At 64.5% G+C, this 22,258-nt stretch carries 26 protein-coding genes; 14 read left to right on the top strand and 12 right to left on the bottom strand.

Features of this window, described 5'->3' with window-relative positions; all coding sequences use genetic code 11:
• Together DPM33_RS26900 and eglC are read right to left on the bottom strand one after the other, a co-directional pair.
• Positions 1-1,755 (bottom strand): type I secretion system permease/ATPase, encoded by a 1,755-nt coding sequence (locus DPM33_RS26900; RefSeq protein ID WP_112100430.1) that lies wholly within the window; start codon positions 1,753-1,755, stop codon positions 1-3.
• Positions 1,756-1,768: 13 nt separating this feature from the next.
• Complete coding sequence (gene eglC / locus DPM33_RS26895; RefSeq protein ID WP_112100429.1) at positions 1,769-3,193, bottom strand: endo-1,3-1,4-beta-glycanase EglC; 1,425 nt, start codon at positions 3,191-3,193, stop codon at positions 1,769-1,771.
• A gap of 227 nt (positions 3,194-3,420) precedes the next feature.
• Here eglC and DPM33_RS26890 point away from each other — a divergent pair, with 227 nt between their 5' ends.
• Positions 3,421-3,972, top strand: coding sequence for a hypothetical protein (locus DPM33_RS26890; RefSeq protein ID WP_112100428.1), 552 nt, complete (start codon positions 3,421-3,423; stop codon positions 3,970-3,972).
• Between the two features lie 88 nt (positions 3,973-4,060).
• On the opposite strand, the gene DPM33_RS26885 is transcribed toward DPM33_RS26890, so the two are convergent.
• Complete coding sequence (locus DPM33_RS26885; RefSeq protein WP_112100427.1) at positions 4,061-4,786, bottom strand: haloacid dehalogenase type II; 726 nt, start codon at positions 4,784-4,786, stop codon at positions 4,061-4,063.
• Positions 4,787-4,845: 59 nt separating this feature from the next.
• Positions 4,846-5,790, bottom strand: a complete 945-nt coding sequence (locus DPM33_RS26880) for a DMT family transporter (RefSeq protein WP_112100426.1) — start codon at positions 5,788-5,790, stop codon at positions 4,846-4,848.
• A gap of 203 nt (positions 5,791-5,993) precedes the next feature.
• On the opposite strand from DPM33_RS26880, the gene DPM33_RS26875 reads away from it, so the two are divergent.
• Complete coding sequence (locus DPM33_RS26875; RefSeq protein ID WP_112100425.1) at positions 5,994-6,884, top strand: LysR family transcriptional regulator; 891 nt, start codon at positions 5,994-5,996, stop codon at positions 6,882-6,884.
• Between the two features lie 38 nt (positions 6,885-6,922).
• Here the strand turns inward: DPM33_RS26875 and DPM33_RS26870 are convergent, their stop codons facing one another.
• Positions 6,923-7,714 (bottom strand): pyrroline-5-carboxylate reductase family protein, encoded by a 792-nt coding sequence (locus tag DPM33_RS26870; RefSeq protein WP_112100424.1) that lies wholly within the window; start codon positions 7,712-7,714, stop codon positions 6,923-6,925.
• 124 nt (positions 7,715-7,838) lie between these two features.
• On the opposite strand from DPM33_RS26870, the gene DPM33_RS26865 reads away from it, so the two are divergent.
• Together DPM33_RS26865 and DPM33_RS26860 are read left to right on the top strand one after the other, a co-directional pair.
• Positions 7,839-8,282, top strand: a complete 444-nt coding sequence (locus tag DPM33_RS26865) for an SRPBCC family protein (protein ID WP_112100423.1) — start codon at positions 7,839-7,841, stop codon at positions 8,280-8,282.
• 84 nt (positions 8,283-8,366) lie between these two features.
• The gene (locus DPM33_RS26860; protein ID WP_112100422.1) at positions 8,367-8,606 is read left to right on the top strand and encodes a hypothetical protein; all 240 of its coding nucleotides are present in this window, start codon (positions 8,367-8,369) and stop codon (positions 8,604-8,606) included.
• Between the two features lie 17 nt (positions 8,607-8,623).
• On the opposite strand, the gene DPM33_RS26855 is transcribed toward DPM33_RS26860, so the two are convergent.
• The 5 genes from DPM33_RS26855 to DPM33_RS26835 all read right to left on the bottom strand — a co-directional run bounded on the left by DPM33_RS26855 (position 8,624) and on the right by DPM33_RS26835 (position 13,439).
• A complete protein-coding gene (locus DPM33_RS26855) occupies positions 8,624-9,328 on the bottom strand; it encodes an SDR family oxidoreductase (RefSeq protein ID WP_112100528.1) in 705 nt (234 codons plus the stop codon).
• Between the two features lie 120 nt (positions 9,329-9,448).
• Positions 9,449-9,814, bottom strand: a complete 366-nt coding sequence (locus tag DPM33_RS26850; RefSeq protein WP_112100421.1) for a GFA family protein — start codon at positions 9,812-9,814, stop codon at positions 9,449-9,451.
• 355 nt (positions 9,815-10,169) lie between these two features.
• On the bottom strand, positions 10,170-11,420 hold the full coding sequence (locus DPM33_RS26845) for a patatin-like phospholipase family protein (RefSeq protein ID WP_112100420.1): 1,251 nt from the start codon (positions 11,418-11,420) through the stop codon (positions 10,170-10,172).
• 113 nt (positions 11,421-11,533) lie between these two features.
• Entirely contained in the window at positions 11,534-12,796 is a 1,263-nt protein-coding gene (gene dinB / locus DPM33_RS26840) for a DNA polymerase IV (RefSeq protein ID WP_112100419.1), read from the bottom strand.
• A 262-nt stretch (positions 12,797-13,058) separates the two neighbouring features.
• Positions 13,059-13,439, bottom strand: a complete 381-nt coding sequence (locus DPM33_RS26835; protein WP_112100418.1) for a cupin domain-containing protein — start codon at positions 13,437-13,439, stop codon at positions 13,059-13,061.
• 406 nt (positions 13,440-13,845) lie between these two features.
• On the opposite strand from DPM33_RS26835, the gene DPM33_RS26830 reads away from it, so the two are divergent.
• Positions 13,846-14,031, top strand: a complete 186-nt coding sequence (locus DPM33_RS26830; RefSeq protein WP_112100417.1) for a hypothetical protein — start codon at positions 13,846-13,848, stop codon at positions 14,029-14,031.
• 155 nt (positions 14,032-14,186) lie between these two features.
• On the opposite strand, the gene DPM33_RS26825 is transcribed toward DPM33_RS26830, so the two are convergent.
• Positions 14,187-14,474 carry a hypothetical protein gene (locus DPM33_RS26825; RefSeq protein ID WP_112100416.1) on the bottom strand — a complete coding sequence of 96 codons (288 nt, stop codon included), beginning with the start codon at positions 14,472-14,474 and terminating at the stop codon, positions 14,187-14,189.
• Positions 14,475-14,756: 282 nt separating this feature from the next.
• Here DPM33_RS26825 and DPM33_RS26820 point away from each other — a divergent pair, with 282 nt between their 5' ends.
• Positions 14,757-15,002, top strand: coding sequence for a polymerase (locus tag DPM33_RS26820; protein ID WP_112100415.1), 246 nt, complete (start codon positions 14,757-14,759; stop codon positions 15,000-15,002).
• Between the two features lie 71 nt (positions 15,003-15,073).
• Positions 15,074-15,310: a hypothetical protein gene (locus DPM33_RS26815; protein ID WP_112100527.1), complete on the top strand. Its 237-nt coding sequence runs from the start codon at positions 15,074-15,076 to the stop codon at positions 15,308-15,310.
• A gap of 21 nt (positions 15,311-15,331) precedes the next feature.
• Here the strand turns inward: DPM33_RS26815 and DPM33_RS26810 are convergent, their stop codons facing one another.
• A complete protein-coding gene (locus DPM33_RS26810) occupies positions 15,332-16,549 on the bottom strand; it encodes a TadE/TadG family type IV pilus assembly protein (RefSeq protein WP_112100414.1) in 1,218 nt (405 codons plus the stop codon).
• A 277-nt stretch (positions 16,550-16,826) separates the two neighbouring features.
• Between DPM33_RS26810 and DPM33_RS26805 the strand changes: the two genes are divergently transcribed.
• The 7 genes from DPM33_RS26805 (at position 16,827) to DPM33_RS26770 (ending at position 22,191) form a co-directional block, all read left to right on the top strand.
• A complete protein-coding gene (locus DPM33_RS26805) occupies positions 16,827-18,089 on the top strand; it encodes a pilus assembly protein TadG-related protein (protein ID WP_112100413.1) in 1,263 nt (420 codons plus the stop codon).
• 5 nt (positions 18,090-18,094) lie between these two features.
• The gene (locus tag DPM33_RS26800) at positions 18,095-18,532 is read left to right on the top strand and encodes a TadE/TadG family type IV pilus assembly protein (RefSeq protein WP_112100412.1); all 438 of its coding nucleotides are present in this window, start codon (positions 18,095-18,097) and stop codon (positions 18,530-18,532) included.
• Positions 18,533-18,548: 16 nt separating this feature from the next.
• On the top strand, positions 18,549-19,004 hold the full coding sequence (locus tag DPM33_RS26795) for a TadE/TadG family type IV pilus assembly protein (protein WP_245442407.1): 456 nt from the start codon (positions 18,549-18,551) through the stop codon (positions 19,002-19,004).
• 235 nt (positions 19,005-19,239) lie between these two features.
• Positions 19,240-19,446, top strand: coding sequence for a hypothetical protein (locus DPM33_RS35935; protein ID WP_167449237.1), 207 nt, complete (start codon positions 19,240-19,242; stop codon positions 19,444-19,446).
• A gap of 232 nt (positions 19,447-19,678) precedes the next feature.
• Positions 19,679-19,984: a hypothetical protein gene (locus DPM33_RS26785; RefSeq protein WP_112100409.1), complete on the top strand. Its 306-nt coding sequence runs from the start codon at positions 19,679-19,681 to the stop codon at positions 19,982-19,984.
• Between the two features lie 336 nt (positions 19,985-20,320).
• On the top strand, positions 20,321-21,130 hold the full coding sequence (locus DPM33_RS36390; RefSeq protein ID WP_167449236.1) for a hypothetical protein: 810 nt from the start codon (positions 20,321-20,323) through the stop codon (positions 21,128-21,130).
• 335 nt (positions 21,131-21,465) lie between these two features.
• Positions 21,466-22,191: a class I SAM-dependent methyltransferase gene (locus DPM33_RS26770; RefSeq protein ID WP_112100406.1), complete on the top strand. Its 726-nt coding sequence runs from the start codon at positions 21,466-21,468 to the stop codon at positions 22,189-22,191.
• Positions 22,192-22,258: the final 67 nt, after the last annotated feature.

The raw sequence follows: 22,258 nt of genomic DNA, 5'->3' as shown, positions 1-22,258 counted from the left end.
CTAGGACCCGTGGCGGATGGTCTGCGAGGCGCGGATGGTCGGCGCGAACGATCCGGTCACCACCGTGCTCCGCAGCGCGCCTTTGCCCTTGTCGACAGTCGACTGCCGCAGCACCTCGGCGCTCGGTCCGAACGCCTCGATGACGCCGCCGCGCAGAACCATCACGCGGTCGCAGGCCGAGGCGATCGCGGGCCGATGCGTGATGACGATCGTGGTGACGCACGCGGCGCGCGCGGCCGCCAGCACCGCTTCGAGCGCGGCTTCGCCGGCGCCGTCGAGATGCGTGCTCGGCTCGTCCAGCACCAGGATGCGCGGATTGCCGTAGAAGGCGCGCGCCAGCCCGATCCGCTGCCGCTCGCCGCCCGACAGCGTCCCGGCCACCATCGTCTGGTAGCCGTCGCGCAGCGAAAGGATCAGCTCATGCGCCTCGGCGCGCTTTGCCGCTTCGACGATTGCCGCATCGTCGGCGTCTTCGTCGAAGCGGGCGACATTGTCGGCGATGGAGCCTGGAAAAAGCTCCACCTCCTGCGCCAGATAGCCGATATGCCGGCCAAGCTGGTTTGCGTCCCAGGTCCTGAGCTCGCCGGCGTCGATCCGGATCGAGCCGCCGCTCGGCTGCGCGGCCCCGACCAGCAGCCGCGCCAGCGTCGATTTGCCGGCGCCGCTCGGGCCGACGATCGCCACCGCTTCGCCGGGCTGAATCGCAAAGCTCAGCCGCTTGAGGATGGGCTCGGCGCCGAAAGTGGCATTCGGCGCGATGAAGAAAAGATCCTGCGCTGAAATCGCGCCGGTCGGGTCGGGCAAGGTGAGCTTGCGCGCTTCTCCCGGCTGCGCCGCAAGCGTCCCCCGCAGCCGCGTCCAGGCGTGCCTGGCCTCGCCGATCTGCCGCCAGGAACCGATCAGCTGGTCGAGCGGCTGCAGGGCGCGAGACGACACCAGCGAGGAGGCGAAGATCATGCCGGCAGTCATCTCGCCTTTCAGCACCAGCCAGGCGCCGGCCCCGAGGATCGCCAGCTGCAGCATCATGCGCAGCGCCCGGGAAGCGCCGCTGAAGATCGCATTGGCGCCGGCCGAACGGTCGTGCAGGACGAGCGCTTCCGCCACATGCCGGCCCCAGGCGCGCGCGGCGTTCTCCACCATGCCCATGGCGCGCAGCGTCTCGGCGTTGCGGGCAAAGGCCTGCTCGGCATTGCTGGCCAGAGCCGAGCGCTCCGCCGAAAGCGCGTCGTTCCTGCCGATGGCGAGCTGGTTGGCCACGACCAGGATGACAAGCAGCGCGGCACCGCCGAGCGTCACCCAGAACAGCACTGGATGGATCAGATAAAGCAGGCCGAGGAAGGCCGGCGCGAAGGGCAGGTCGAACAGCACCGAAACACCGCGCGAGCGGATGAAGGCGCAGACCGAGGCGAGGTCGGTGAGCGGCGACTGCGCACTTTTGGCGCCGAGCGAAGCGGCGAATGTCGTGGCACCCAGCTTGCCGTCGACGGTGGCGGCCACGCGCTGCGTATAGACGGCGCGGATGGCGTCCAGGAAGCCGAGGAAGCCGAGTGCGGCGACGGCGATCACCGACAGATAGATCAGCGTCTCGACGCTGGAGGAGGGCAGCACCCGGTCATAGACCTGCAGCAGGTAGAGCGGGATCACCAAAAGCAGCAGGTTGATCAGCAGCGAGAACAGGCCGACATCGGTGATGGCGCGCAGGAACACGCCGCGCAGGGAAACCGACGGTTCGGTCGGAGCGCTCTTCCGCAACATCGCCCCGGCCCGCCTAGGCCGTGTGCTCGCTCGTGACGTTCAAATGGCTTTGCTGCACTTCGTTCAGCGTGTAGGCGTGGATATAGTCGATCTTCATCTGGGCCGGTGTGGCGAGGTGGTCCGGCGGCGCGCCGGCCTGGCCGCCGATCGCAAGATCGACCAGCATGTACATCGGCTTGTCCATGTCGGACGGCGTCGCCGCTTCCGCGACCTGCACGCCGTCATAGGTCCAGACCAGCTTGTCGGGCGTCCACAGCAGGCCATAGGTGTGGTAGCCGGCGGTATCCATGACGTTCACCGTGGATCCGACCGTCGTGTGCTGTCCGGTCTCGTTGGTATGCGCGGTCATCAGCAGCGAATTCGGCTTTTGGCCGTACATTTCCATCACGTCGAGCTCCGGCGGCCATGAACCGTCTTCCGGCAGCAGCCAGAAGGCCGGCCAGGCGCCGGCGTTCTCCGGCAGGTCGGCGCGCATTTCGAAATAGCCATAGGTTTGCGAGAACGAGTCATGCGTGGTCAGCATGCCCGAGGTGTATTCGTAGTTGTTGATCAGCGGCTTGATGTCGGCCGGGGTCTGCGCCGCGGTGATCGTCAAAACGCCGTTGTCGATGCTGAACGGATGCACCGAGCTCGTCGGCGCGTAACTGGGGTTGATGTACCATTGCAGCTCGTTGTTCTGGGGGAGCGAGCCGCCACTGGGCCCGTTCCACCAGAAATTGGTGTTCCAGGTGCCGCCCTGGCTATCGTGCAGGTTCAACGTGTTGAACTCGTCGCTGAAGGACAGCGTCATGCCCGACTTGTCGATCGGCAGCTCGAACTGGCTGGGCTGGAACTTGTCGATGGTCGTGTTCTTGAATTCGAGGATCTCGCCCGATCCGAGGTTCAGCACCACATTGGGGCCTGCCTGGATCATGCTGTCGTGGACGGCGGCGAAGGAAGTGAACCCGTAGCCATCGAGGCGCACGGCATCGTTCGCGGCGAAATTGATGATCGAGTCGCTGCCGTTGCCCTTGGCGATGATGAAAGTGTCGGCGCCGCCGCCGCCGTCGATCAGCACATCGTTGCCCGCGCCGCCGTCCAGGGTCTGGCCGCCCGCCGTGGCGGTGATGATGTTGTCCAGCGCATTGCCGAAGGCATAGTTGTGGGCGTTGGTGACGACGAGGTTCTCGACATTGTTCGGCAGCGAGTAGCTCATCCAAGTGTTGATCGTGTCGACGCCCTGGCCACCGTACTCGACCACCTTGTTGCCCGCCGAATAGAGGTAATAGATGTCGTCGCCGGCGCCGCCATACATGGTGACGTTGACGCCGCTGGCGGCCCAGATGGAGTCGTTGCCTGAGGTGCCGTTCATCGTCCCGGGCGAGGACGCCGAAAGCCAATGGTTGGAAGCGCCGCTATAGTAAAGAGGAACGCCTATCGCGTTGACGACGAAGCCCATCGGACAACTCCTTCCTTGGTGGCGGCTGATTTTCAGGCCAACCTGCAAGCCGGCCTATGGTTCCAAGGATTCGCTTCACAGTACAGATAAAAAATTACCGCTCATCGATTAATGATTAGAAATGAACATAATAAGGGGTTTCTAATACAATTTAAGCGCGATAATTACACCTTGAATTACTCAATTTTACTCAATATTGCGAAGCTCATGCTGAAATATTGGGCAAGATGCTGGGCGTGACCGCAATCGGCCGGCGCGGCGTCAGCGAGGGGCCGAGTCGCCGCAAGCGCGGCGGGTGGACATTCGAGCCGGAATGCGATTTCGCTTTGTTCGTCGCCGGCGGGAAGAATGCGATGCGAGTTGAATTTCACGGACTGCAGTTCGAGCTTCCGCAAGGATGGGAAGACATAACCGACGACCTGGATGACAAGTGGCCGCCGACATTGGCTGGCCCCGCGGGTGTCGGCGCACTCCAGTTCTCGGTAGGCCGGTATAAGAGCGGCAAGCTACCCAATATTATCATCGGCGACTTGCGTGAGATGCTCGCCAATTTCTGTGCGAACTTGCCTCATGAGTTCGATGAGCCGGTTGAGCGCGCCGGACCCGTCAACGCGGTCGGATGCGCGGCCCACGGCCCAGAACAACTGGTCGCGGTGTGGCTCCTGTCGAATGGACGCGACGTAACTTTGGCTACTTACACCTCCCTGAGTCCGGAGGACCCGGAAACCGGAGTGGAGTTGCGCCAAGCTCGGCAACTGGTGGAGTCGATCGAGTTTTGATCCTTTGGGCGACAAGGCGGCCAACCGTAACGGATTGCGCGCCACCTCGGCCATCGAAGTCGCGACAGACGACCTGGCGGCTCGCCGATCAGCCCCCGCGCAAGACTTCGCTGTGCGCCTTTGCGAGGTCCGCCATGCTGTCGAAGCGGAAATCCACCTTCGGCATGTCGCCGGGATGCATCGTGGCGCCAAAGCCTTGATCCGCGTGCCGCCGATAGATCCAACATGATTTGAGACCCAGCCGGCTGGCGGGGACGTGGTCATGGAACATGCTCTCGGCTGTGTGCAGGACCTGCTCGGCCCCGATCCCGAGGGTCGCGAGCTTTTCGAGCATGTAATTGAAGTTGCGCTCGGAAGGCTTGTAGGAGCCGATGTCCTCCGCCGTGTATATCGCGTCGAAATCGACGCCGAGCTTTTGGTTGCTGAACGAAAAGCTTCTGTTGTCGACGTTGGAGAGGACCACCAGCCTGTAGTGCTGCTTGAGATATCGCAGCGCCGCCGCGGTGTCGGCGAAGGCCGGCCAATCCTTCACGCTCTCGCCATAGGCGACGCACTCGTCTCGCGTGGCGGTGACGCCCCACTCTTCCGCCAGCCGCTTGTAGACGGTCGACAAGAGGTCGCTGTAGCGCTTTTGCGGGGTCCATTTCTGCTGACTGGATTCGTGCCGGGCGTGCGCCTCCAGTATCTCGTTGCGGCTCAGGTCGCGGCCGGCCCGCTCGATCAGCGGCTTCAGCCCCTCGATCATGCCGGATTCCCAATCGATCAGCGTGCCGTAGCAGTCGAAGGTCAGCGCTTTGAAATCTGTAAGCTTCATGGGGATCTCCTCCTTCAAGTCCATGATTGGATCGGCGCTGGCGTCGATCTCGATCGGACCTACCCGACGGGCAGTTCGGCCGAGCCCAAACCTGCCCCGTCCTTCGATACGGTGTCCTTCGATGCAGTCATGCGGCGCGACGATGTCAGCCAGACGCCGAACAGCGCCACCGCGAGCCCGACGAACATCACCGTCGAAAGCGTTTCGCCGAAGATCAGCCATGCCCACAGCATCGTCACCGGCGGGCTGAGATAGATCACGCTGCTGACCTGCGTGGCCGTGTAGAGGCGCAGGCTCATATAGTAGACGCCGTAGCAGAAGAAGGTCGAGAACAGCACCAGCCAGGCGATGCCGAAGCCGAAGCGGCCGTCGTCGGGCGGCGCCAGCGTGCCGTTCCATCCGGCGCAGGCGGCAAAAAGGACAGCGGCCGTCAGGCATTGGATGCACAGACTCTGATGTATGGGCATATCGATCGTGCGCATGCGCTTCTGCACGACCGTTGCCAGCGCGAAGACCATCATGGCGGCGACCGTTAGGACATAGGCCCAGGCCGGAGCCGTCCCCAGCGCCAGGCTGTCCAGCGAGACGATGAGCACGCCCACTACTCCGACGGCCGTCCCGGCCCATTGTCTCCCCGTCAGCCGGTCGCCGAGGACCGGCTGCGACAGCGCCGCGATGGCAAGAGGGACGAGATCGGAAATGAGCGCGACGAGCCCCGTCGGCACGCGCTGGCCGATGGCAAGGGCAAATCCGCCCAGATAGAGGAACATCGTCGCGACGCCGAAGATCATCTGCTGGATCAGGGCACGCGCGCCGATGCCCGGACCGACCAGCAGGGCGAACGGCAGCAGGATCAATCCGGATATCAAGGTCCGCCAGAACAGGACCAGCATGACGTCGGCGTTCCCGCTGGCGTAGCGGATGCCGACGAAGCCGGAGCTCCAGCTGACGACCAGCGCGGCTGCGATGAGCGGCCATACCAGGCGATGGGCATTGGTCTGCATATGGTCAGGGCTCTCTTGGCTCGGCGATGCTTGCGCCGAGGAAGCGGATCACGGGCAACCTATGGCGGCACCAAGGCAGGTTTGCACATGACAAATTTCGATGAGATCATGAATTTGGCGAAAAAATTGGCATGGCTATTTGCCTTTCACCGCCTTTCGCGTCAGATGATGGCGTGCTGGCTCGGCGCGGAGCGAGGATTGTCATGCCTGGAGTGATGAACCGTCGGCTGGATGTCGATGCCTTGCGGGCGATGGTCGCGATCGACCAGCATGGCGGCGTCACGCGCGCGGCCGAGATTCTGGGCCTGTCGCAATCGGCCGTCAGCCACAAGATCCGCAGGCTGGAGGCGAGCCTCGACTGCGAGATCCTCAGCCGCAAGGCCAACGCGCCGATGTTCACCACTGCCGGGCAGGATCTGCTGGGCTACGCCCGGCGCATCCTGGGCATTCACGACGAAGCGGTGCTGAGCCTGTCGAAAAGCACGCTGCAGGGCAAGATCGCGCTGGGCATGACCGAGGACACCACCTGCACGGACCTCGCACGCATCCTCGGCCGGTTTCGCCGGCTCTACCCCGAGGTGAGCGTGCGCACGAAGGTTCGCATGAGCCTCGTCCTGCAGGAGCAGCTCAGCCTCGGCGCCCTCGATGCCGCCATCGTCCAGGTGTTTCAGCATGAGGTCCGCCCTGCTGACGTTCTCTTGTACCGCGAGACGCTGCACTGGGTTAAATCGCCCGAACTGATCCTTCGCAAAGGCGAGCCGGTTCCGTTCCTCTCATTCGACGACGACTGCTTCTACCGGCGCTGGGGACTGGACCTCGGCCAGGACGCGGGAGCCGTGTTCGAGACCGTGTTCGAATGCTCCAGCGCGGCCGGGATCATCGCCGGCGTGACCTCGGGGCTCGGCGTCGCACTGCTGAGCCAGCGGCATTTGCAGCCCGGCATGGAGATCGTCGACAAGGATTTTCCAAAACCCCCGGACCTCGCCTACGTGATCAGGCGCGCGCGCAATTCCCGAAATCCCGCGCTGGAGACGTTGGTCAGGGAAATCGAAGCTGAAGTAAGACGTTACGGCACGCTTCAAATTGCCGTCTGACGCGGCGCATGGCGGGGCGTACGACTGTCGAAACCCGCTTACGCCTCGCCCATCGCGATCGACTTTTCGAACGCCGCCGTCAGTCCCTTTGCGACCGCCTGGTCGAAGCCGCCTGCGCGCATCGTCTCGATCGCGGCGGCGGTGGTGCCGCGATAGCCGAGGAAGGTTTTTACCGTGTCGGCCGGCGAGGCGTCCTTCAGCTCGAGCAGCCGGCCGGTGCCGGTCAGCACCGTGTTGACGGCGCGCTGCGCCACCTCGGGCTGGAGCCCGAAGGCAATGGCGTGGCGCATCATGGCGTCGGCCAGAAGCGCGGGGAAGGCCGGGCCTGATCCGGTGAGGCCGGTGAGATAGTCGATGTCGCGCTCGCTGCCGACCTCGTCCTGGCTCCCGCAAGCCGAAAAGATCGCGCGCACGACGGCGCGGTCTTCGCCGGTCGCGTCGCTGCTTGCGATCCATGGCGTGTAGGACCGCGCGACCTCGGCCGCGGCGTTGGGCAGCGTCCGCGCCACGCGGCGCGTGCCGTGCCTGGCGCCGATCTCGGCAAGGCGGATGCCGGCCATCACCGAGATCACCAGCTTGCCCTTGGCGTCGATGGCGAGCGCGGGCCAGTCCCGCGGCCGCACCGAAAGCACGATCACGTCGCAGCGGTCGGCGAGCGCTTGGTTGTCGTCGGTCCAGAACGCGCCGGCAAAACGATCCGGCCTGGCGCTGCGGTGGGAGAGGGCGAGGTTCTGCGGCTGCACGATGCCGGCTTGCAGCGCCGCATCCGCGATGGCGCCGCCCAGCCAGCCAGCGCCACCGACGATGCCTAGCCTGATCGAAGCGCTCATGTCGTTTGCCTCCGTTGCAAGACGGCACGGTAGCGGTCGAGCGAAAAATTTGACAGCCTCTGTCGGATCGGCTGGGGGCTGCACGTCCTTCGGGCATCGATCAACTAAGAGAGGATATCGAGACATGCCGAGCACCATCCACCTGCACCGCGTCCTGACGACCAAGCCGGAGAAGGTCTACCGCGCTCTCACCGAGGCCGATGCGCTGGCCAAGTGGCTGCCCCCGAACGGCTTCACCTGCACGGTCGACCATCTCGAGGCAAAGGTCGGCGGCACCTACAAGATGTCCTTCCGCAATTTCGCCACCGGCGACAGCCACGCTTTCGGCGGCGAATATGTCGAGCTCGTCCCGGGTGAGCGCCTGCGCTACACCGACCGCTTCGACGACCCCAATTTGCCGGGCCAGATCGAGGTGACCGTGATCCTCAAGAAAGTGTCGGTCGGCACCGAGATCAACATCACCCAGGCCGGCATCCCGGACGCTATCCCCGCCGAGGCCTGCTATCTCGGTTGGCAGGAATCGCTGCGCAACCTGGCCAAGCTCGTCGAGCCGGAAATCAACCAGTAGGACTGCCAAGGCGGCGGCCGTTGCTCCGGCCGCCGTCTTACCCAAGGTAAGCAATATTTCACCAAGCGCTGTTAAAGCGACTTCATGGATCGCAACAAGAACAACGACCTGTTTGTCCTGATGGCGGCCCTCGCCGCCATCGCGATCTACAACATTGCCTGCGGCGTCAAGATGGGCGAAGTCCGGGGCAGGTTGAATTGGGTCGCGCTCGCGGACGATCCGACACGGTTCTGGAACATCGTGGTCGGCAATTCGATTGTCCTGGTTGGCTCGGTCACCTTTCTGGGGGTGCTGTGGGTGCTCAATTCCCGCAAGCCCGGATGATCTGAGGCTTTTCTACCTTACACCGCCCGCGTAATGCCGCCGTCGACACGGATGTTCTGGCCCGTGATGTAGGCCGCCCCGTCGGAGGCCAGGAACGAGATCGTCGCGGCGATCTCTTCCGACGTGCCGTAGCGCTGCATCGGGACGCTGCCGCGCCGCTCTTCGGTCTTCGGCAGGCTGTCGATCCAGCCGGGCAGCACGTTGTTCATGCGGATGTTGTCGGCGGCATAGGTGTCGGCGAAGATCTTGGTGTAGGCGGCAAGCCCGGCGCGCGCCACGGCCGAGGTCGGGAACATCGCGCTCGGCTCGAAAGCCCACGCGGTCGAGATGTTGATGATGACGCCCGACTTCTGTTTCTGCATCACCGGCGTCACCAGCCGTGTCGGCCGCACGGCGTTGAGGAAATAGGTGTCGATGCCCTTGTGCCAGTCCTCGTCGCTGATCTCGATGATCTGCGCGCGCGGTCCATGGCCGGCGCTGTTGACCAGCACGTCGATGCGGCCCCAGCGTTCGAGCGCGCCGTCGGTGAGGCGCTTCAGATCGTCATTCGACTGGTTGGAGCCGGTGACGCCGAAGCCGCCGAGTTCCTTGCCCAGCGCCTCGCCCTTGCCGGAAGAGGACAGCACGCCGACCTTGAACCCATCCGCCGCCAGGCGGCTGGCCGCCGCCGCCCCCATGCCGCTGCCGCCCGCCGTCACCAGAGCTACTTTTTCGCCTGCCATGTCCTGATCCATCCATTGGAATTGCGGGAAGCGCCTCTGTTAGCATGGGCCGGGCAGGGCACGAACCGGATTGGGTTGCGCCAAGGTGAGATGATTGGCGGTTCGCGCGCCGGCTCCTCCTTATCCCGCCACCCACCCATGCCTTCGCTCCTCCCACGCCACGCGCGCCGGCGCGGGAAAATCCGGATCGCCAAAGCACCCCACCGCCACCGCGATCGCGTCCGGTTTGCGCTCCGGCTCCCAGAACACGCTGGAGCCGCACGCTGGGCAGAAGTGGAACGTCACCGCGTGTCCGCTGTGCGACGATCGCCTGAAGGTCTTGGCGTCGCCTTCAACCTTCACCGCCTCGCGCGGAAAGAAAGCCGCGATGCCATAGTTGCTGCCGGTGCGCCGCTGGCAGTCGAGGCAGTGGCACTGCGCAACGAGCTGCGGCTCGCCGTCACAGGTGGCCTTCAGTTGCCCGCAGGCACAGGATGCGGTTCGCATGGGCTGCCTCTTGGTTCAAAAATGGATCGTCCACCTGCCTTGCGGCGGTCAGGTATGTTCAGGTTTTCGGGGGAGGTAGGCGCGGCGTGGCGCTGCGATAGGTCTTACACTGCTTTGGTGGTTGGCGAAAGCGAAGGTGCTGCCAATCTCCCCCATGAGGGGGGAGATGCCCGGCAGGGCAGAGGGGTCGCTGTCCCGCCAGCATGCGAAAGCTGGGGTTCCTCGCCCCCGCCAGAGGCGGGGGAGAGGTGGCCGCGAAGCGGACGGAGAGGGGGTCCTCGTAGGGCGCTCCCCCTCTCCGTCTCGGCTTCGCCGAGCCACCTCTCCCCCATTTCATGGGGGCGAGGAAAAGAGCTCAAACCTTGAACGCACCCATCACCTTCTTCGAAACCCTCGCGCAACGCCCCGGCTTCACCGCGCCCGGCTTCAGCGGCACGCCCTTTCCCGCCGGCACAGCCGGCTCGAACCAGCCGCGCAGCGCCTGGTCGGCGGCGCAGTAGCCCCAGTTCACCAGGTCGACCGTCTCCCTGGCTCCGAGGAAATGCAGCGAGGTGCCGATGTCCGCGGGCGCAGTGGCGGCGGTCTGCGTGAAGGTCGGCTCGGTCGCGTCCGGCTTGCTGGCGATCGACCAGAAGACGCCGCGCGTCGCCGCATAGTCGGGCCGTGTCGCGTCATTGGGCAGGCCGCGCTCGTCGGCGTCCTTGGCCGCCTGGAATCGCGCGACGAGATCGCGGCGCCTGAGCGAGCGCACCTGGTTGTCGGTAGTGTCGGCGACGCGCTTCAGCTGCGAGAACCAGTTCCAATAGCCTGCCTTCGAGGCCTGCCACGGCGCGCCGGCGTCACTGACCAGCAGCCAGCGGCAGCGCTTCAGCGCCGGCTCGATGCCGTGATTGTCGTAGACGCCGCCGTCTGTGAGCACGGCGCGGGCAGGCGTCACCGGCGCGCCGACCGAAGGGTCGAGCTTGTCGTTGGTCCATGTGAACGGCGTGAGGTCGAGCCGCTGCGGCGACAGGAAGGGCGGGAAGGCCGAGGAGGCGGCGACCGCGAGAGCCACCGGCAGGTCGGCCTGGTAGGCGACACCGATGCGGTAGTCGGCGATGTAGCGCCGCGACAGGCGAAACAGCGAGCCGGTATCGAGGTTGCTGGAGCAGAACACGAACCAGGGTCTTTCCGGCAGGCTCTTCAGCATCGGCCTGGAGCCGTGGAACAAATGCCGCTCATAGCAGGCGGCGACTTCGCGCGCCGCGCTCGAAAACGGGTTCAGCAGGCCTTTGACGATCGACGGCGCGTCGAGGAAGACCTTCGAGAACTCCAGTATCCTGTCGAGATAGATGTCGAAATTGCTGGCGACGCCGTCGACGAAACTGAAGCGCGGCCAAAGCACCGCCAGCAGTCCAGCGGCGATCGAGCCGCCCGAGACCGAGCTCACCATGTCGAGTTTTTTAAGCAGCCCGGCCTCGTTCAGGCGGCAGAGCGCGCCGGCATGGAACAGCATTGCGCGGTAACCGCCGCCGGACAGGCAAAGCCCGAGATCGTAGCGCTCGGCCTTGTTGTCGGAACCAACTGGCGCCGCCTCGGTATCCGGCGCTGCCGTCTCACTGGCCATGAAAGACTCCGATCGTTCGGCTGGGGCGGGCTGTTTCGGCGCACAATCCAGCCCAGCGTGGGGCTTCTGGCAAGCTGCGGAATCGCGGAATGTCGGGGGCGAGGAACCCTCTTCTACAACTCCTTCTCGGCCAGTTCCCGGAACCCGTCCGGCACCGAACGCGTGCCTTCCAGCGCCACCGTGCCGTAGCCGACGGCTTCCTTGCCGAAGCGCTGGCGGATCTTGTCGATGGCGCTGTCGGCGCCGAAGCGGGCGAGGCCCTTGCGGCTACCGGGCTTGAGCTTCTCATCCGCCAGGCCGAGCGGCAGTTCGAGCTGCAGCTCGGCATGTTCCTCCAAATGCGAGACCGAGATGGCGAGCAGCGAGATGTCGCGCTCTGCCGGATGGGCGGCCAGCACGCCGCGCACTAGCTCCTCGGCGATCTCGGCCAGCATCGCGGTCGCCTGGATCGGCTGGTCGAGCGTGATCGAGCGGGTGACGGCGCGCAGATCGGCGAAGCGCACGCGCACCGTCACCGTGCGGCCCGGCCGGTCTTTCGCACGCAAACGGCTGGCGACGCGGTCGGCAAGATGCAGGAGCGTCGGCACGAAGACGCGGGGTGTGGCAGGTTTCCTGCCCAGCGCCGATTGCGCGCCGGCCGAATGCGCGCGCCGACGCGTCTCGAGCTTGCGCGGGTCGCGGTTCCAGGCGAGCGCGGCAAGCTTCTGGCCGGCGGCATGGCCGATCAGCCGCTCCAGCGCGCCGCTATGCGTGCGCGCCAGTTGCCCGATGGTCTCGACGCCGATCTCGGCGAGCCTCGCCTTGGTCGCCGGGCCTACGCCCCACATCAGCGTGACGGGCAGGTCGTGCAGGAATGAAAGCTCGGTGCCGGGCTCGACCACCACCAGCCCGTCGGGCTTGGCCACCTGCGAGGCGATCTTGGCGAGATGCTTCGTCCGCGCCACGCCGATCGAGATCGGCAGGCCGAGTTCGGCCTTCACCCGGTGGCGGACTTTTCGCGCGATCTCTTGCGGAGAGCCGAACAGATGCGTGCAGCCGGCGACGTCGGCGAAGGCCTCGTCGATCGAGATGCGCTCGACCACCGGCGTGAAATCGTCGAGCACCTTGATCGCGGCGTCGCCGAGGCGCTGGTATTCGGAAAAATGGCCGCCGACGAAGATGAGCCGCGGGCAGAGCTCGCGCGCCTTGCGGCCGGGCATGCCGCCGCGCACGCCAAACACCTTGGCCTCGTAGGAGGCGGCCAGCACCACGCCGCCGCCGACGGCGATCGGCTTGCCGCGCAGCGACGGATCGAGCAGTTGCTCGACCGAGGCGTAGAAGGCGTCGAGATCGGCATGCAGGATGGTGGCGGCGGCGGCGGCGTTCGTGGCGGGCATCGCGCGCTCCCAGGGCCATTTGTGTGGCATTGCAGCATTAGCTGCGCCTTTTGTAAGGGGAATTACTAGAACATAAAGAGAACAAAAGAGGGCCTGTGTCAAGCCGCCACGTGCCAAAGTGCAGGTTTCCACAACCTGGGCGTAGCGCCACGAAAAGGACGCTAGTTGTGCTCGTCCATCGTTCCCCGGCGGGGATACAGCGCAGGCGACAGACAGCCGCCTGCGCGCCCAGTTCCTGAAAGTGAGTGGGCGCCTGCTTTCGCTATGCCGGCTTGGCGTATTGCTCGGCGCTCAGCACCTCGATGCACTGGAACGGCTGGTTGCCTTCCACCCAGGCGTCATGGCCGGGCGGAATGGTGTAGGAAGAGCCTGCCTCAAAGGTCTTTTGCGTGCCGTCGGTCATCCGCACGGTGATCGACCCGGACACGACATAACCGACATGCGAGACCTGGCAGCTGTCGGTCTTGACCACCGGCTTCACGCATTCGGACCACCGCCAGCCCGGCTGCATGTTCATCCGCCCGAGCGTATAGCCCGGCAGCCGCACGATCTCGACGCGTGTCTTGGCGGGCGCGCGGACCTCGTCGGGGTTGTTGTGCGATTTGGATTCGAGTTTCGTCACCTTCACGGCAGTTTCGGCCATGGCATCCTCCCTGGTGCAAGCGGAGCCAGACGTTGCGATCGTCGGCGACCGCCGGCGGGATGATACGCCTTAGCATGAGGTATTGCTAATATAATTGGGGACGACCGCCGCACCGCGTGGATTTTTGACCCGCTATGTCGGAAGTTAGTGCGGTCCCCGATTGTCCGGTGCTTTCTGTTCTTGCGCTGGCACGACGGTGGTTGAGGGATCCATCCGTTCTCGCCCAAAAGGGAGAATTCGATGCAACCCTCGGCAATGGCTCAGGCGATACCGCCGCTGCTCTCGCAACTCCCATCAGGATCATTCCAGGCTTGGTCGAGCGCGCAGCTCGCCGCGCCCGGCGCAACGTAGCCGGGCAGGGGAGGAGTTGGGCGGCGTAATCGACAATCACCAAGGGAGGAAACCGATGCTTGATCAAGCCGTGAAAGGCGCTTCGCCGGTCGTCGCCGCGCGCCGTGACTCGCCGGCGCTTCGCCAATGCTGCGACAGCTATGTCTGTCCGGTCTGCAGCCAGGTCGTCGAACTGACGGATTATCGCCAGGTGGTATGGCACCAGCAGCCTGGTCACCGGCCCATGGACGCCGATGCCTGAATATCCGTTTTGAATTCTATCGATGACACCTGGAGCGGTTCGACGCCATTTGCAGAGGCGGAACCGCTCCGAGGGCGACCCGCGCCTCCCAAGATCACGCGGGCCGAGGAGCGGCAACCAGGGCCCTCAAGGGCGGCTGGTTGCGTTCGCCAGGGTCAGCCGCCGCTCGCCGGAGCAGGGGCAGGCGCCGGGCCCGGTGCCGGAGCAGCGGGTGCTGTCGACGGCGTCTTGGCCGGCGGCGTGTCGGTCTTCGGCGCCTCGATCTTGGGCGTGTCGATCTTGACGTTCACGTCGGTCGATCCGCCGCCACCGCCGCCGCCGACATTGATGATGCCGGTGAAGAACAGCAGCCCGACGATCACGATGATGGCGAGAACGATCGCGACCGCGGTTCCGCCGCCGCCGCCGCCGCCCGTGTTTACAACTGTAGGTCCGTCGGCCATGGCTTCCTCTCCTTTCGCCGATTTCGATTGCCGGGCAACGGCAGCGGGAGGCGATTGTTCCGGCCCTCGGGCGACGGTCCGAGACTTCGTTCAGACTGAAGTCGCACCCCTTGAACGCAGAGGCCCGAGGCGCCGATTTCGAGGCAACAACAGCGCCGTCAATTCATTTGCCTAGCAAGCCGCCGGACAAAGTCCCTTCATCGGCGGTCGACCACGGCGTGCCCGCCATTCCTGCGATATGGCGGGCACCCCTTTCTCTCCAGAACTCTCGGAGTGCCGGCCATGCAACCTGGCAGGATCATCGCGAACCTGTTTGCCACGCTGCTTCTGGCGGGTTTGGTTGCCGGCGCCTTCATCGTCTTTGGCAGGCCGCTCTGGCCTGAACGCCGTCCCAGAATGGTGATCCTCCTCCCCATCGACACGATGGCGACCGGATCGGTGCGCAAGGCCTGTGTCGAGCCCTGCCTGCCCGCCCGCTTCGATCTCAAGCGCGCGCCGGCGAGACCGCGGGCGAGACCGCGGGGATGAAGCGGGTGCGGGAACCAGTCCGCGGCTCACGCCGTTTATTGAGCGAAGGGATGCGCCGGGCGGAGGCCGCCATGGATAATTTCGAACTCATCGATCTCTTATGCGTCATCGACGCCTGCACGAGCGACCGTTCCGCCGGACGCCTCGTGCCGATGTCGAAGGCCGTCGAGGAGCTGCGCGTGCTGACCGGCGATTTCGTCTCGTCGGACGAGGATGCGACCAACGCCCTGACGCATGTCGCGCTCGAGCGCGGCTGTGCGGTGCTCTTCGACGAGCAGACCGGCGCCGACATCATCGCGGAATTTTAGGGGCGGCGGCTATGGCCGCCGCTACTTCACCAGAGTGATCATCCGTCCCGCATACATTTCGCGGTTCCCGAGTTCGGCAGTGCAGTTCGATTTCACCGCCGAGTTTCCCGTCATCGTGATCGTGTCGCCGACCAGCCGCAGGCAGCTGCCCTGGCCGCTCATGTCCGAATTTCCGGCGTAGGTGATGACGGCGTCCGGGGCGTAGATGAAGCCGCTCACCAGCGAGCCGGATCCGCCGTTCAGAGTCAGTGCCTGCGTGTTGCCGTGTGCCTGGTAGATGGTGATGCCTTGATAGGTGCCGCTGGTCGGCGGCGAAAGGTTCACCTGCTCGTTGGCGTTGATGTAGATCTGCGAGTTCTCCATCAGGAAGATCGTCACGCCCTGGCCGCTCAGGCTGCCATTGCCGCCCGGCTTTATGGTGACGTTGCGCATGATGTAGGTGCCCGGGTTGAGCGTGATCTTCCCCGACAGGGTCTTGTCGCAATAGGTGCCAGGCGAGAGCGTTATCGTCTTGCCGTTGGGCACCGGCAGACAGAGCGTGTAGGCGGGCGGAACGACGTCGGCCAGCGGATCGAACGAGGCATACTGCTTTTCATGCGGGGTGCCGCAGGAAAGCGTGGCGTTGGGCGGGGTCAGCCCTTGCGTGCCGCCGACCGTCGAGACGCAGGCGGCGCTGACGATCGCCGAGCCACCCCGGTTGACGGAATCGGCGGCGTCCGAATTGGCCGCGATCACGCAGCCCGTCATCGCCACGTTGGTCGAGCCCTGCAGATTGACCGCATCGTCGGCATGCGGGTCGAGCGCCAGCACGCAGGCCTGCGCTCCGGGCTTGATCTTGACCTGGGCGGAGCGCGTCGCCTGCCAGGCCGGCATGACGCTGACCACGGGCGGCCGGGTGATGTTCGACGACAGCGAAAGGAAATAGGCGCTCGGATCGCCGCTGGCGGCAACCTGGAAGGCGGCGAGGCTGCCGGAATACTCCTGCGCGTCCGCCGCGCTCATATTGGCCGCGAAGAAGGTCTGGCCGAGTTGCTGGACATCGTTCGCCGACATGCTCGGCAGGTATTTGGTGCCGATCGCAAGGCCGGCCGCGTCCAGCGAGTTCTGCAGCTGCGCGGCGTCGTCGCTGGTGCCCGTCAGGTCGATGGAGGCCGCCACGCCAAGCATCAGCGGCACCATGGCGACCGCGGTCGCGACCGCGAAATTGCCGCGCTTTGAAGCCCAAAACCGTCCAAACATGGAGCCCGCCCTTGCCGTCTAAGCAAGAGTGATAGGCGCGCCGCCTCAACGACCGATTTGCAAAATGGTTAAAATGCAGAAGGTGCTAAAATATATGGTTTTACGGGTACTTACACCTTAAGTCTGAGATTGGTTAGGCCTTAAGTCTTAATGCATGCGGCACAAGGTGGGGAAGCGGCCCGCTGCGGTCCTACCGGCGCAAGTCGACCGAATTAATTAGGCATTCATTCATATGGCAATGATGTCGTCACGGCCGGGATAGCTTGGGCGCGCGGTCATGGCCTTTTCAGGTCGGTTCTTCAGACAACTTTTTTCTCGGATCGCCTCTTGGCGCTTTTGCGAAGGCAGGGGTGGCAATGTCGCGACCATCTTCGCGCTCACCTTGCCGGTCGTCGTCGGCGGCGCGGGCTTCGGCGTCGAGACCTCCTATTGGTACTATTCGAGCCTGAAGCTGCAGGCGATCGCCGACGCGGCCGCCTATGCCGGCGCGCTGGAAAAGATCGCCGGATCCGACACCGCCACCATCACCAGCGCCGCCACCTCATCGGCCACCTCCAACGGGCTGGGCGCCGGCACCATCGTCGTCAACACCCCGCCGACGTCGGGGCCGAACACGGCCAAGAAGGCGGTGGAGGTGATCCTCAACCAGAATCTCGACCGCATGTTCACCTCCATCTTCACGCAGACCAAGGTGCCGGAGCAGGCGAGGGCGGTGGCGCTGATCACCGACGCGTCGAAGGCCTGCGTTCTGGCGCTCAATCCTTCGGCCTCGCAGGCAGCGCTGTTTTCCGGCAGCACCAGCCTCAAGCTCAGCGGCTGCTCGGTCATGTCGGATTCGCTCGCTTCCGACGCCATCAAGATCCAGGGCTCGGCGGCGGTCCAGGCCGACTGCCTGATCACGGTCGGCGGCGTCGTGCTGAACAATCCGCCGACGATGGTCTGCAAGTCGGCGATCACCCAGGCACTGCCGGCCTCCGACCCGTTCGCCAGCCTGCCGGCGCCGGCCGCCACCAATCCGTGCAAGAACGTCAACGGCAACAAAACGTCGCAAACACTCCAGGCCGGCACATATTGTAGCGGCATGAACCTCAACGGCAATGTCGCGCTGTCATCCGGCACTTATGTCGTGCAGGGCAGTTTGAAGATAAACGCCGGCGCTGTAGTCACCTGCGCCTCGCCCTGCACCGGCGTGACCATCTTCATGTCCGGCAGCAACACCGTCAGCATCAACGGCAACGCCAGTGTGACGCTGAGCGCGCCGACCTCGGGTACCTATTCGGGTGTGCTGTTCTACGGCGACAGGACGGGAACGGCGGCGCAAAGCACCTTCAATGGCACCGCGGACTCGCTTCTGACCGGCGCCATCTATTTTCCGAGGCAGCAGGTCAACTATCTCGGCAACTTCTCGGGCGTGAACGGCTGCACCCAGGTCGTTGCCGACACCATACAGTGGTCCGGCAATTCGACCATCAACCAGGACTGCACGAGCCTCGGGATGAAGAACATCCCGGCCGCGCAGTCCGTTGCGATCGCCGAGTAGCGGCCATGGGGCTACAGCTAATCCGTTTCCGCAGAGACAGCGCCGGCGTCGCCGCCGTGGAACTCGCGCTGGTGATGCCGGTGTTGTGCGCCGCTCTGCTCGGCATCCTCGATGGCTGGTCCTACGTAACCAACTCTCTGGCGATGCGGGCAGGGGTCAAGACAGCGGCGAACCTGGTGATGGCTGGTGGCGACGACACCGCCACGCAGGCCGCGGCGCTGGCGAGTTGGGAACAGAAACCGACCGACGCCGCGGTGACCGTCACGCGCAGTTATCAATGCGGAACGACCGTCGTCACCTCGACCACCATCTGCAGCGGCCCGAAAGTGCCCACGGTCTTCGTTCAGATCCAGGCGTCGGGTACCTGGAAGCCGCCTTTCACCTTCGGCGTCTTCCCGCACGACACGGTGATCGGTCATGTGCAGGTGGTCCGTGTCCGCTAGAGCAATTCCAGGAAAAGTGGGCAGCGGTTTTCCGTCCGGAATTGCGGCAAGCAAGAGAGCAATTCCACATAGGCAAAAGCTTTGGGCATTCGCCGGTAATATCGAGGGCGGCTCCGGGCTCGAATTCGCGCTGATCGTGCCTTTCCTCGTCATGCTGCTGTTCGCCATCTTCGCCTTCGGCTGGTCGATGAACAGCATTTCCAGCGTGCGCTACGCGCTCGAGGCCTCGGCGCGTTCCTTGCAGCTCAACAACACGCTGACCCAGGCCGACATCCAGGCGATCGCGACGCAGAAGCTGCAGGCGCTTGGCCTGCAGAATGTCAACGTCACCGTCACCACCGATCCGGCGAGCGGGGGCTTCGCCATGGCGCATGTCAATGCCAGCTATGCCTTCGTCATCAGCTTTCCCTATTTCAGCAATTACCCGATCAGCTATTCGACCTCGGTGACCGTGCCGATGATCAGCGGCTAGAAGGCCGCGCGCGGCATTTGAAGCTTGTCGCTGTGGCGGCGGGCTCTCGCGATTTGAAGCGGCCTACTCCCGAAGATCGGCCATTGGCACCTGCGGCTGGTAGGGCGAAACGCGCAAAGTCCACCGACCAATGGCCGGCTTGCTGGGCAATATCAGTTAACTCTAATCTGGATCGGGGGTCGAGCGGAGGAGTTCAATGTCGGGTAAACCAGCCTCATTCCCTATACCTGTCGACGTGCTCGACACGCTGCCAGATCAAGCAAAGGGGCACCTGCCGCCGACCGGTTTCGATGCCGCCCTCACGGCCGCGGCCCCGGATCATCCAACGGCCGGCGACCATTTCGCGCCGCATGCGGATGTCGTTCTGCCGGACGGTGCGACCAGCGCGATCGACCAGCACGCCGCGCATCTTCCCGGTTTCATAACCGACTGGTTGCTATAACCGACCGGACTTGGCGGTATTCCATCTCGAGAGTGCCCGTCGTCCTTCGGCGGCGGGTGTGATCGTTTGGGCCTGTCAGCAGCAGGCTGACGGCGCCCGGCGGAAACGTTCCTTGCGCCCGCTTTGGTTCTCGCCCGGCGCAGTCCATTATCTTAGAGACCTCTAAAGTCGCAAGGCTGGCGCCAGCCAGGAATGCTAGGGACCTGCTGTCATCCACATCAGGAGCACAGCCATGACCTCTCCCGTTGGAAGCCAGCACGGCGCTGGCGCGGTGCATCATCATGCGAGCAAGCCCCAGGCGCCGTCGGATACCTTTCCGGGCAAAAGCGCCGACAGCATCGGCCATCTTGCGAAAGCCTCGGTCCTGGAGACTGGCGACGGCGAGCCGAACGCACAGGGAAAAGCGGCGTCCCGGATTGCCCGCATGGACCTGACGGTGCTTTCGTCCGGCGATTCAGGCGATGGACAGGCGGCGGATGGCGCGGCGCCGGCGGATCAGGACGCGGGCGATACGGATCCGGCGGTTCCTTCCGCTTGAACCAGCCCAAACGCGCTTTTTTGCCTGCCGAGTCCTCCTGGCGGGTGGCGTCGACATTGCTGGTCGGCGCGCTTTCCCATGGTCACCTTTCAGACCATGGTCCGGCAGGATAAGGGCCCTCTTTGTTTCAAACGGCCCAAGGCAGTTCAGCCTTTTGTATTTCTATTGAATTTCAATGCGTTACCAGAGTATTCGGCGGTGATCTTCATGTGATGCGAGGCCTCCTCTCATTTCGCAACCGCAATTGCTTAAAGTTTATCCAAAGCCATTAGGAAATTCTCATAAGAGGCTGCCTAGCGGTTGGGCCTGCAGACGATTCCTATGCGGAGAAGCACAATGACAATGCGCAAAACACTTCTGGCATCCCTCGCTATCCTGGCGCTCGCGGCGGCCCCCGCGCTTGCCGGCGCCGGCGGTAATGGCGGCGGCAATGGCGGAAGCCATGGCGGCGGCAACGGCAATGGCGGCAACGGAAACGGCGGCGGCAATGCTGGTGGCAATGGCAAGAGCGGCGCCTCGCATGGCAAGTCGGCTTCCGCCGCGGGCCACAACAAGAGCACTGACGACAGCGCGTCCGAAGACACTACGACCGACGACACGACGACCGATGACACGACCACATCCGCGGCGCCGAAGGATAAGAACCTCCACGCCAAGCTCGGCCGGCTGAATTCGCTGCAGCGCAACATCAACGCCTATATGAATTCCAAGAGCAAGAAGTTCGCCGGCGTCCAGGCTTACGTGACGCAGGCCGCGGCGGCCAAGAACGCGCAGGCCAAGCTCGACGCGGCAAATGCCCAACTGACGGCCGACCAGAGCAAGCTCGACGCCCTTACTCAGCAGCTCGCCGACCTCAATGCGACTGACACGACCGGTTTCACGCCCGAACAGCAGGCGGCTCTCGATGCGCAAAAAGCCGATGTTCAGGCGCAGATCGACGCCCAGAACACGGCAATCACCGCCGACAACCAGGCAATCACCGATGCCCAGACCGAGGTTACCAATACGCCCGCCCCGGACGACGCGACGCTGGACACCGCCTTGCAGGACATGGCCAACAAGCCGGTCGACCAGGAGGTGACGGACTGGGCCAAGGGCGTGCTGGCCGACAAGATCGACCAGGCAGCCGCCGCGGCGACGCCATAAGGCGCGAACGCGGCAACCTGTCAGAGGGTGAAACTGCCAAGCCGCCTGGCCTCGCCCGGCGGCTTTTTTCTTTTGGTCGGCAGGAGAAGTGGCAGCTTCACCGCCGCCGCTTCCTTTTCGGCGTTGAAAATTGGCGAAAGCCGGCACGACGGCTGATCTCGCACTCGTGGGGGAGATGCCCGGCAGGGCGGAGGGGCGCTGTTCCGCCAGCACTCACATCGGTCAGGCCAATCCCGCCTCGATCGCCTCACGCCGATTTCAGCCGAATTTCAGCCGGGCATCATGGCGGCGGGCAAGGCTTCAGGCAGCATGGCCGAAAAGAAGGAGCGGCATTCATGCAGGGCGAGCAGCACTGGAGCGACAACAATTCCCGCAGCTTTCTCGATTACGGTCGTTACTTCGTGCCCGAGCGCGAACGCCAGATCGACATGATCGCCGACCTGATCCCGGCGGCACCCGGCGGCCTGCTGGTCGAGCTTTGCCCCGGCGAGGGGCTGCTCAGCCGCGCGCTGCTGGAGCGGTTCGCGGACTGCCGGGTGCTGGCGCTCGACGGTTCGGAGCCGATGCTCGAGCAGACGCGGGCGACCTGCCGCGATCATGCCGGCCGGCTGGCCACGGGCACGTTCGAACTGGCCGATCGCGACTGGCGGCGTTTTTCCGAGCCGCCGCACGCGATCGTCTCATCGCTCGCCATCCATCACCTCGACGGCCTGCAGAAACAGACGCTTTTCGCCGACCTGGCAGCGGCGCTCCGCTCCGGCGGCGTTCTTGTGGTGGCCGACATCGTGCGGCCGCCGAGCGCGGCGGGCCTCGCCATCGCCGCAAGGCAGTGGGACGAGGCGGTGCGTTCGCGCGCGCTCGCCATCGACGGCGACCTGGCGGCCTTCGCCGAGTTCAACCGCCTCGGCTGGAACTATTTCCGCAATCCAGACGGCGAGCCGATCGACAAGCCGTCCTCGCTGGCCGAACAGCTTGCCTGGTTGTCCGAAGCCGGGTTCACCGCGGTCGACTGCGCCTGGCTGTTCGCCGGCCACGCCATCTTCAGCGGGCGAAAGCCTTGATATCGCGAGTCGGTCATGATGTCTTCAAACGTGCAGGGATGTTGATCGACGACTAGCGCAATTCCAG

Origin of the sequence: Mesorhizobium hawassense (genome assembly GCF_003289945.1) — a bacterium.
Lineage (GTDB): Bacteria > Pseudomonadota > Alphaproteobacteria > Rhizobiales > Rhizobiaceae > Mesorhizobium > Mesorhizobium hawassense.
The sequence above is the reverse complement of the archived record's forward strand: the minus strand, read 5'-3'. Positions and strand labels throughout refer to the sequence as shown.

Excerpts from the sequence above, each read along its gene's own strand:
- DPM33_RS26825 (WP_112100416.1), bottom strand. The coding sequence starts at position 14,474 with ATGGCCGACGGACCTACAGTTGTAAACACGGGCGGCGGCGGCGGCGGC.
- dinB (WP_112100419.1), bottom strand. The coding sequence starts at position 12,796 with ATGCCCGCCACGAACGCCGCCGCCGCCGCCACCATCCTGCATGCCGAT.
- DPM33_RS26855 (WP_112100528.1), bottom strand. The coding sequence starts at position 9,328 with ATGGCAGGCGAAAAAGTAGCTCTGGTGACGGCGGGCGGCAGCGGCATG.
- DPM33_RS26880 (WP_112100426.1), bottom strand. The coding sequence starts at position 5,790 with ATGCAGACCAATGCCCATCGCCTGGTATGGCCGCTCATCGCAGCCGCG.
- DPM33_RS36390 (WP_167449236.1), top strand. The coding sequence starts at position 20,321 with ATGACAATGCGCAAAACACTTCTGGCATCCCTCGCTATCCTGGCGCTC.
- DPM33_RS26890 (WP_112100428.1), top strand. The coding sequence starts at position 3,421 with ATGCTGGGCGTGACCGCAATCGGCCGGCGCGGCGTCAGCGAGGGGCCG.
- DPM33_RS26810 (WP_112100414.1), bottom strand. The coding sequence starts at position 16,549 with ATGTTTGGACGGTTTTGGGCTTCAAAGCGCGGCAATTTCGCGGTCGCG.
- DPM33_RS26800 (WP_112100412.1), top strand. The coding sequence starts at position 18,095 with ATGGGGCTACAGCTAATCCGTTTCCGCAGAGACAGCGCCGGCGTCGCC.
- DPM33_RS26805 (WP_112100413.1), top strand. The coding sequence starts at position 16,827 with ATGGCCTTTTCAGGTCGGTTCTTCAGACAACTTTTTTCTCGGATCGCC.
- DPM33_RS26875 (WP_112100425.1), top strand. The coding sequence starts at position 5,994 with ATGCCTGGAGTGATGAACCGTCGGCTGGATGTCGATGCCTTGCGGGCG.
- DPM33_RS26815 (WP_112100527.1), top strand. The coding sequence starts at position 15,074 with ATGGATAATTTCGAACTCATCGATCTCTTATGCGTCATCGACGCCTGC.
- DPM33_RS26885 (WP_112100427.1), bottom strand. The coding sequence starts at position 4,786 with ATGAAGCTTACAGATTTCAAAGCGCTGACCTTCGACTGCTACGGCACG.
- eglC (WP_112100429.1), bottom strand. The coding sequence starts at position 3,193 with ATGGGCTTCGTCGTCAACGCGATAGGCGTTCCTCTTTACTATAGCGGC.
- DPM33_RS26770 (WP_112100406.1), top strand. The coding sequence starts at position 21,466 with ATGCAGGGCGAGCAGCACTGGAGCGACAACAATTCCCGCAGCTTTCTC.
- DPM33_RS26785 (WP_112100409.1), top strand. The coding sequence starts at position 19,679 with ATGACCTCTCCCGTTGGAAGCCAGCACGGCGCTGGCGCGGTGCATCAT.
- DPM33_RS26865 (WP_112100423.1), top strand. The coding sequence starts at position 7,839 with ATGCCGAGCACCATCCACCTGCACCGCGTCCTGACGACCAAGCCGGAG.
- DPM33_RS26870 (WP_112100424.1), bottom strand. The coding sequence starts at position 7,714 with ATGAGCGCTTCGATCAGGCTAGGCATCGTCGGTGGCGCTGGCTGGCTG.
- DPM33_RS26820 (WP_112100415.1), top strand. The coding sequence starts at position 14,757 with ATGCAACCTGGCAGGATCATCGCGAACCTGTTTGCCACGCTGCTTCTG.
- DPM33_RS26830 (WP_112100417.1), top strand. The coding sequence starts at position 13,846 with ATGCTTGATCAAGCCGTGAAAGGCGCTTCGCCGGTCGTCGCCGCGCGC.
- DPM33_RS26845 (WP_112100420.1), bottom strand. The coding sequence starts at position 11,420 with ATGGCCAGTGAGACGGCAGCGCCGGATACCGAGGCGGCGCCAGTTGGT.
- DPM33_RS26835 (WP_112100418.1), bottom strand. The coding sequence starts at position 13,439 with ATGGCCGAAACTGCCGTGAAGGTGACGAAACTCGAATCCAAATCGCAC.
- DPM33_RS26900 (WP_112100430.1), bottom strand. The coding sequence starts at position 1,755 with ATGTTGCGGAAGAGCGCTCCGACCGAACCGTCGGTTTCCCTGCGCGGC.
- DPM33_RS26860 (WP_112100422.1), top strand. The coding sequence starts at position 8,367 with ATGGATCGCAACAAGAACAACGACCTGTTTGTCCTGATGGCGGCCCTC.
- DPM33_RS26850 (WP_112100421.1), bottom strand. The coding sequence starts at position 9,814 with ATGCGAACCGCATCCTGTGCCTGCGGGCAACTGAAGGCCACCTGTGAC.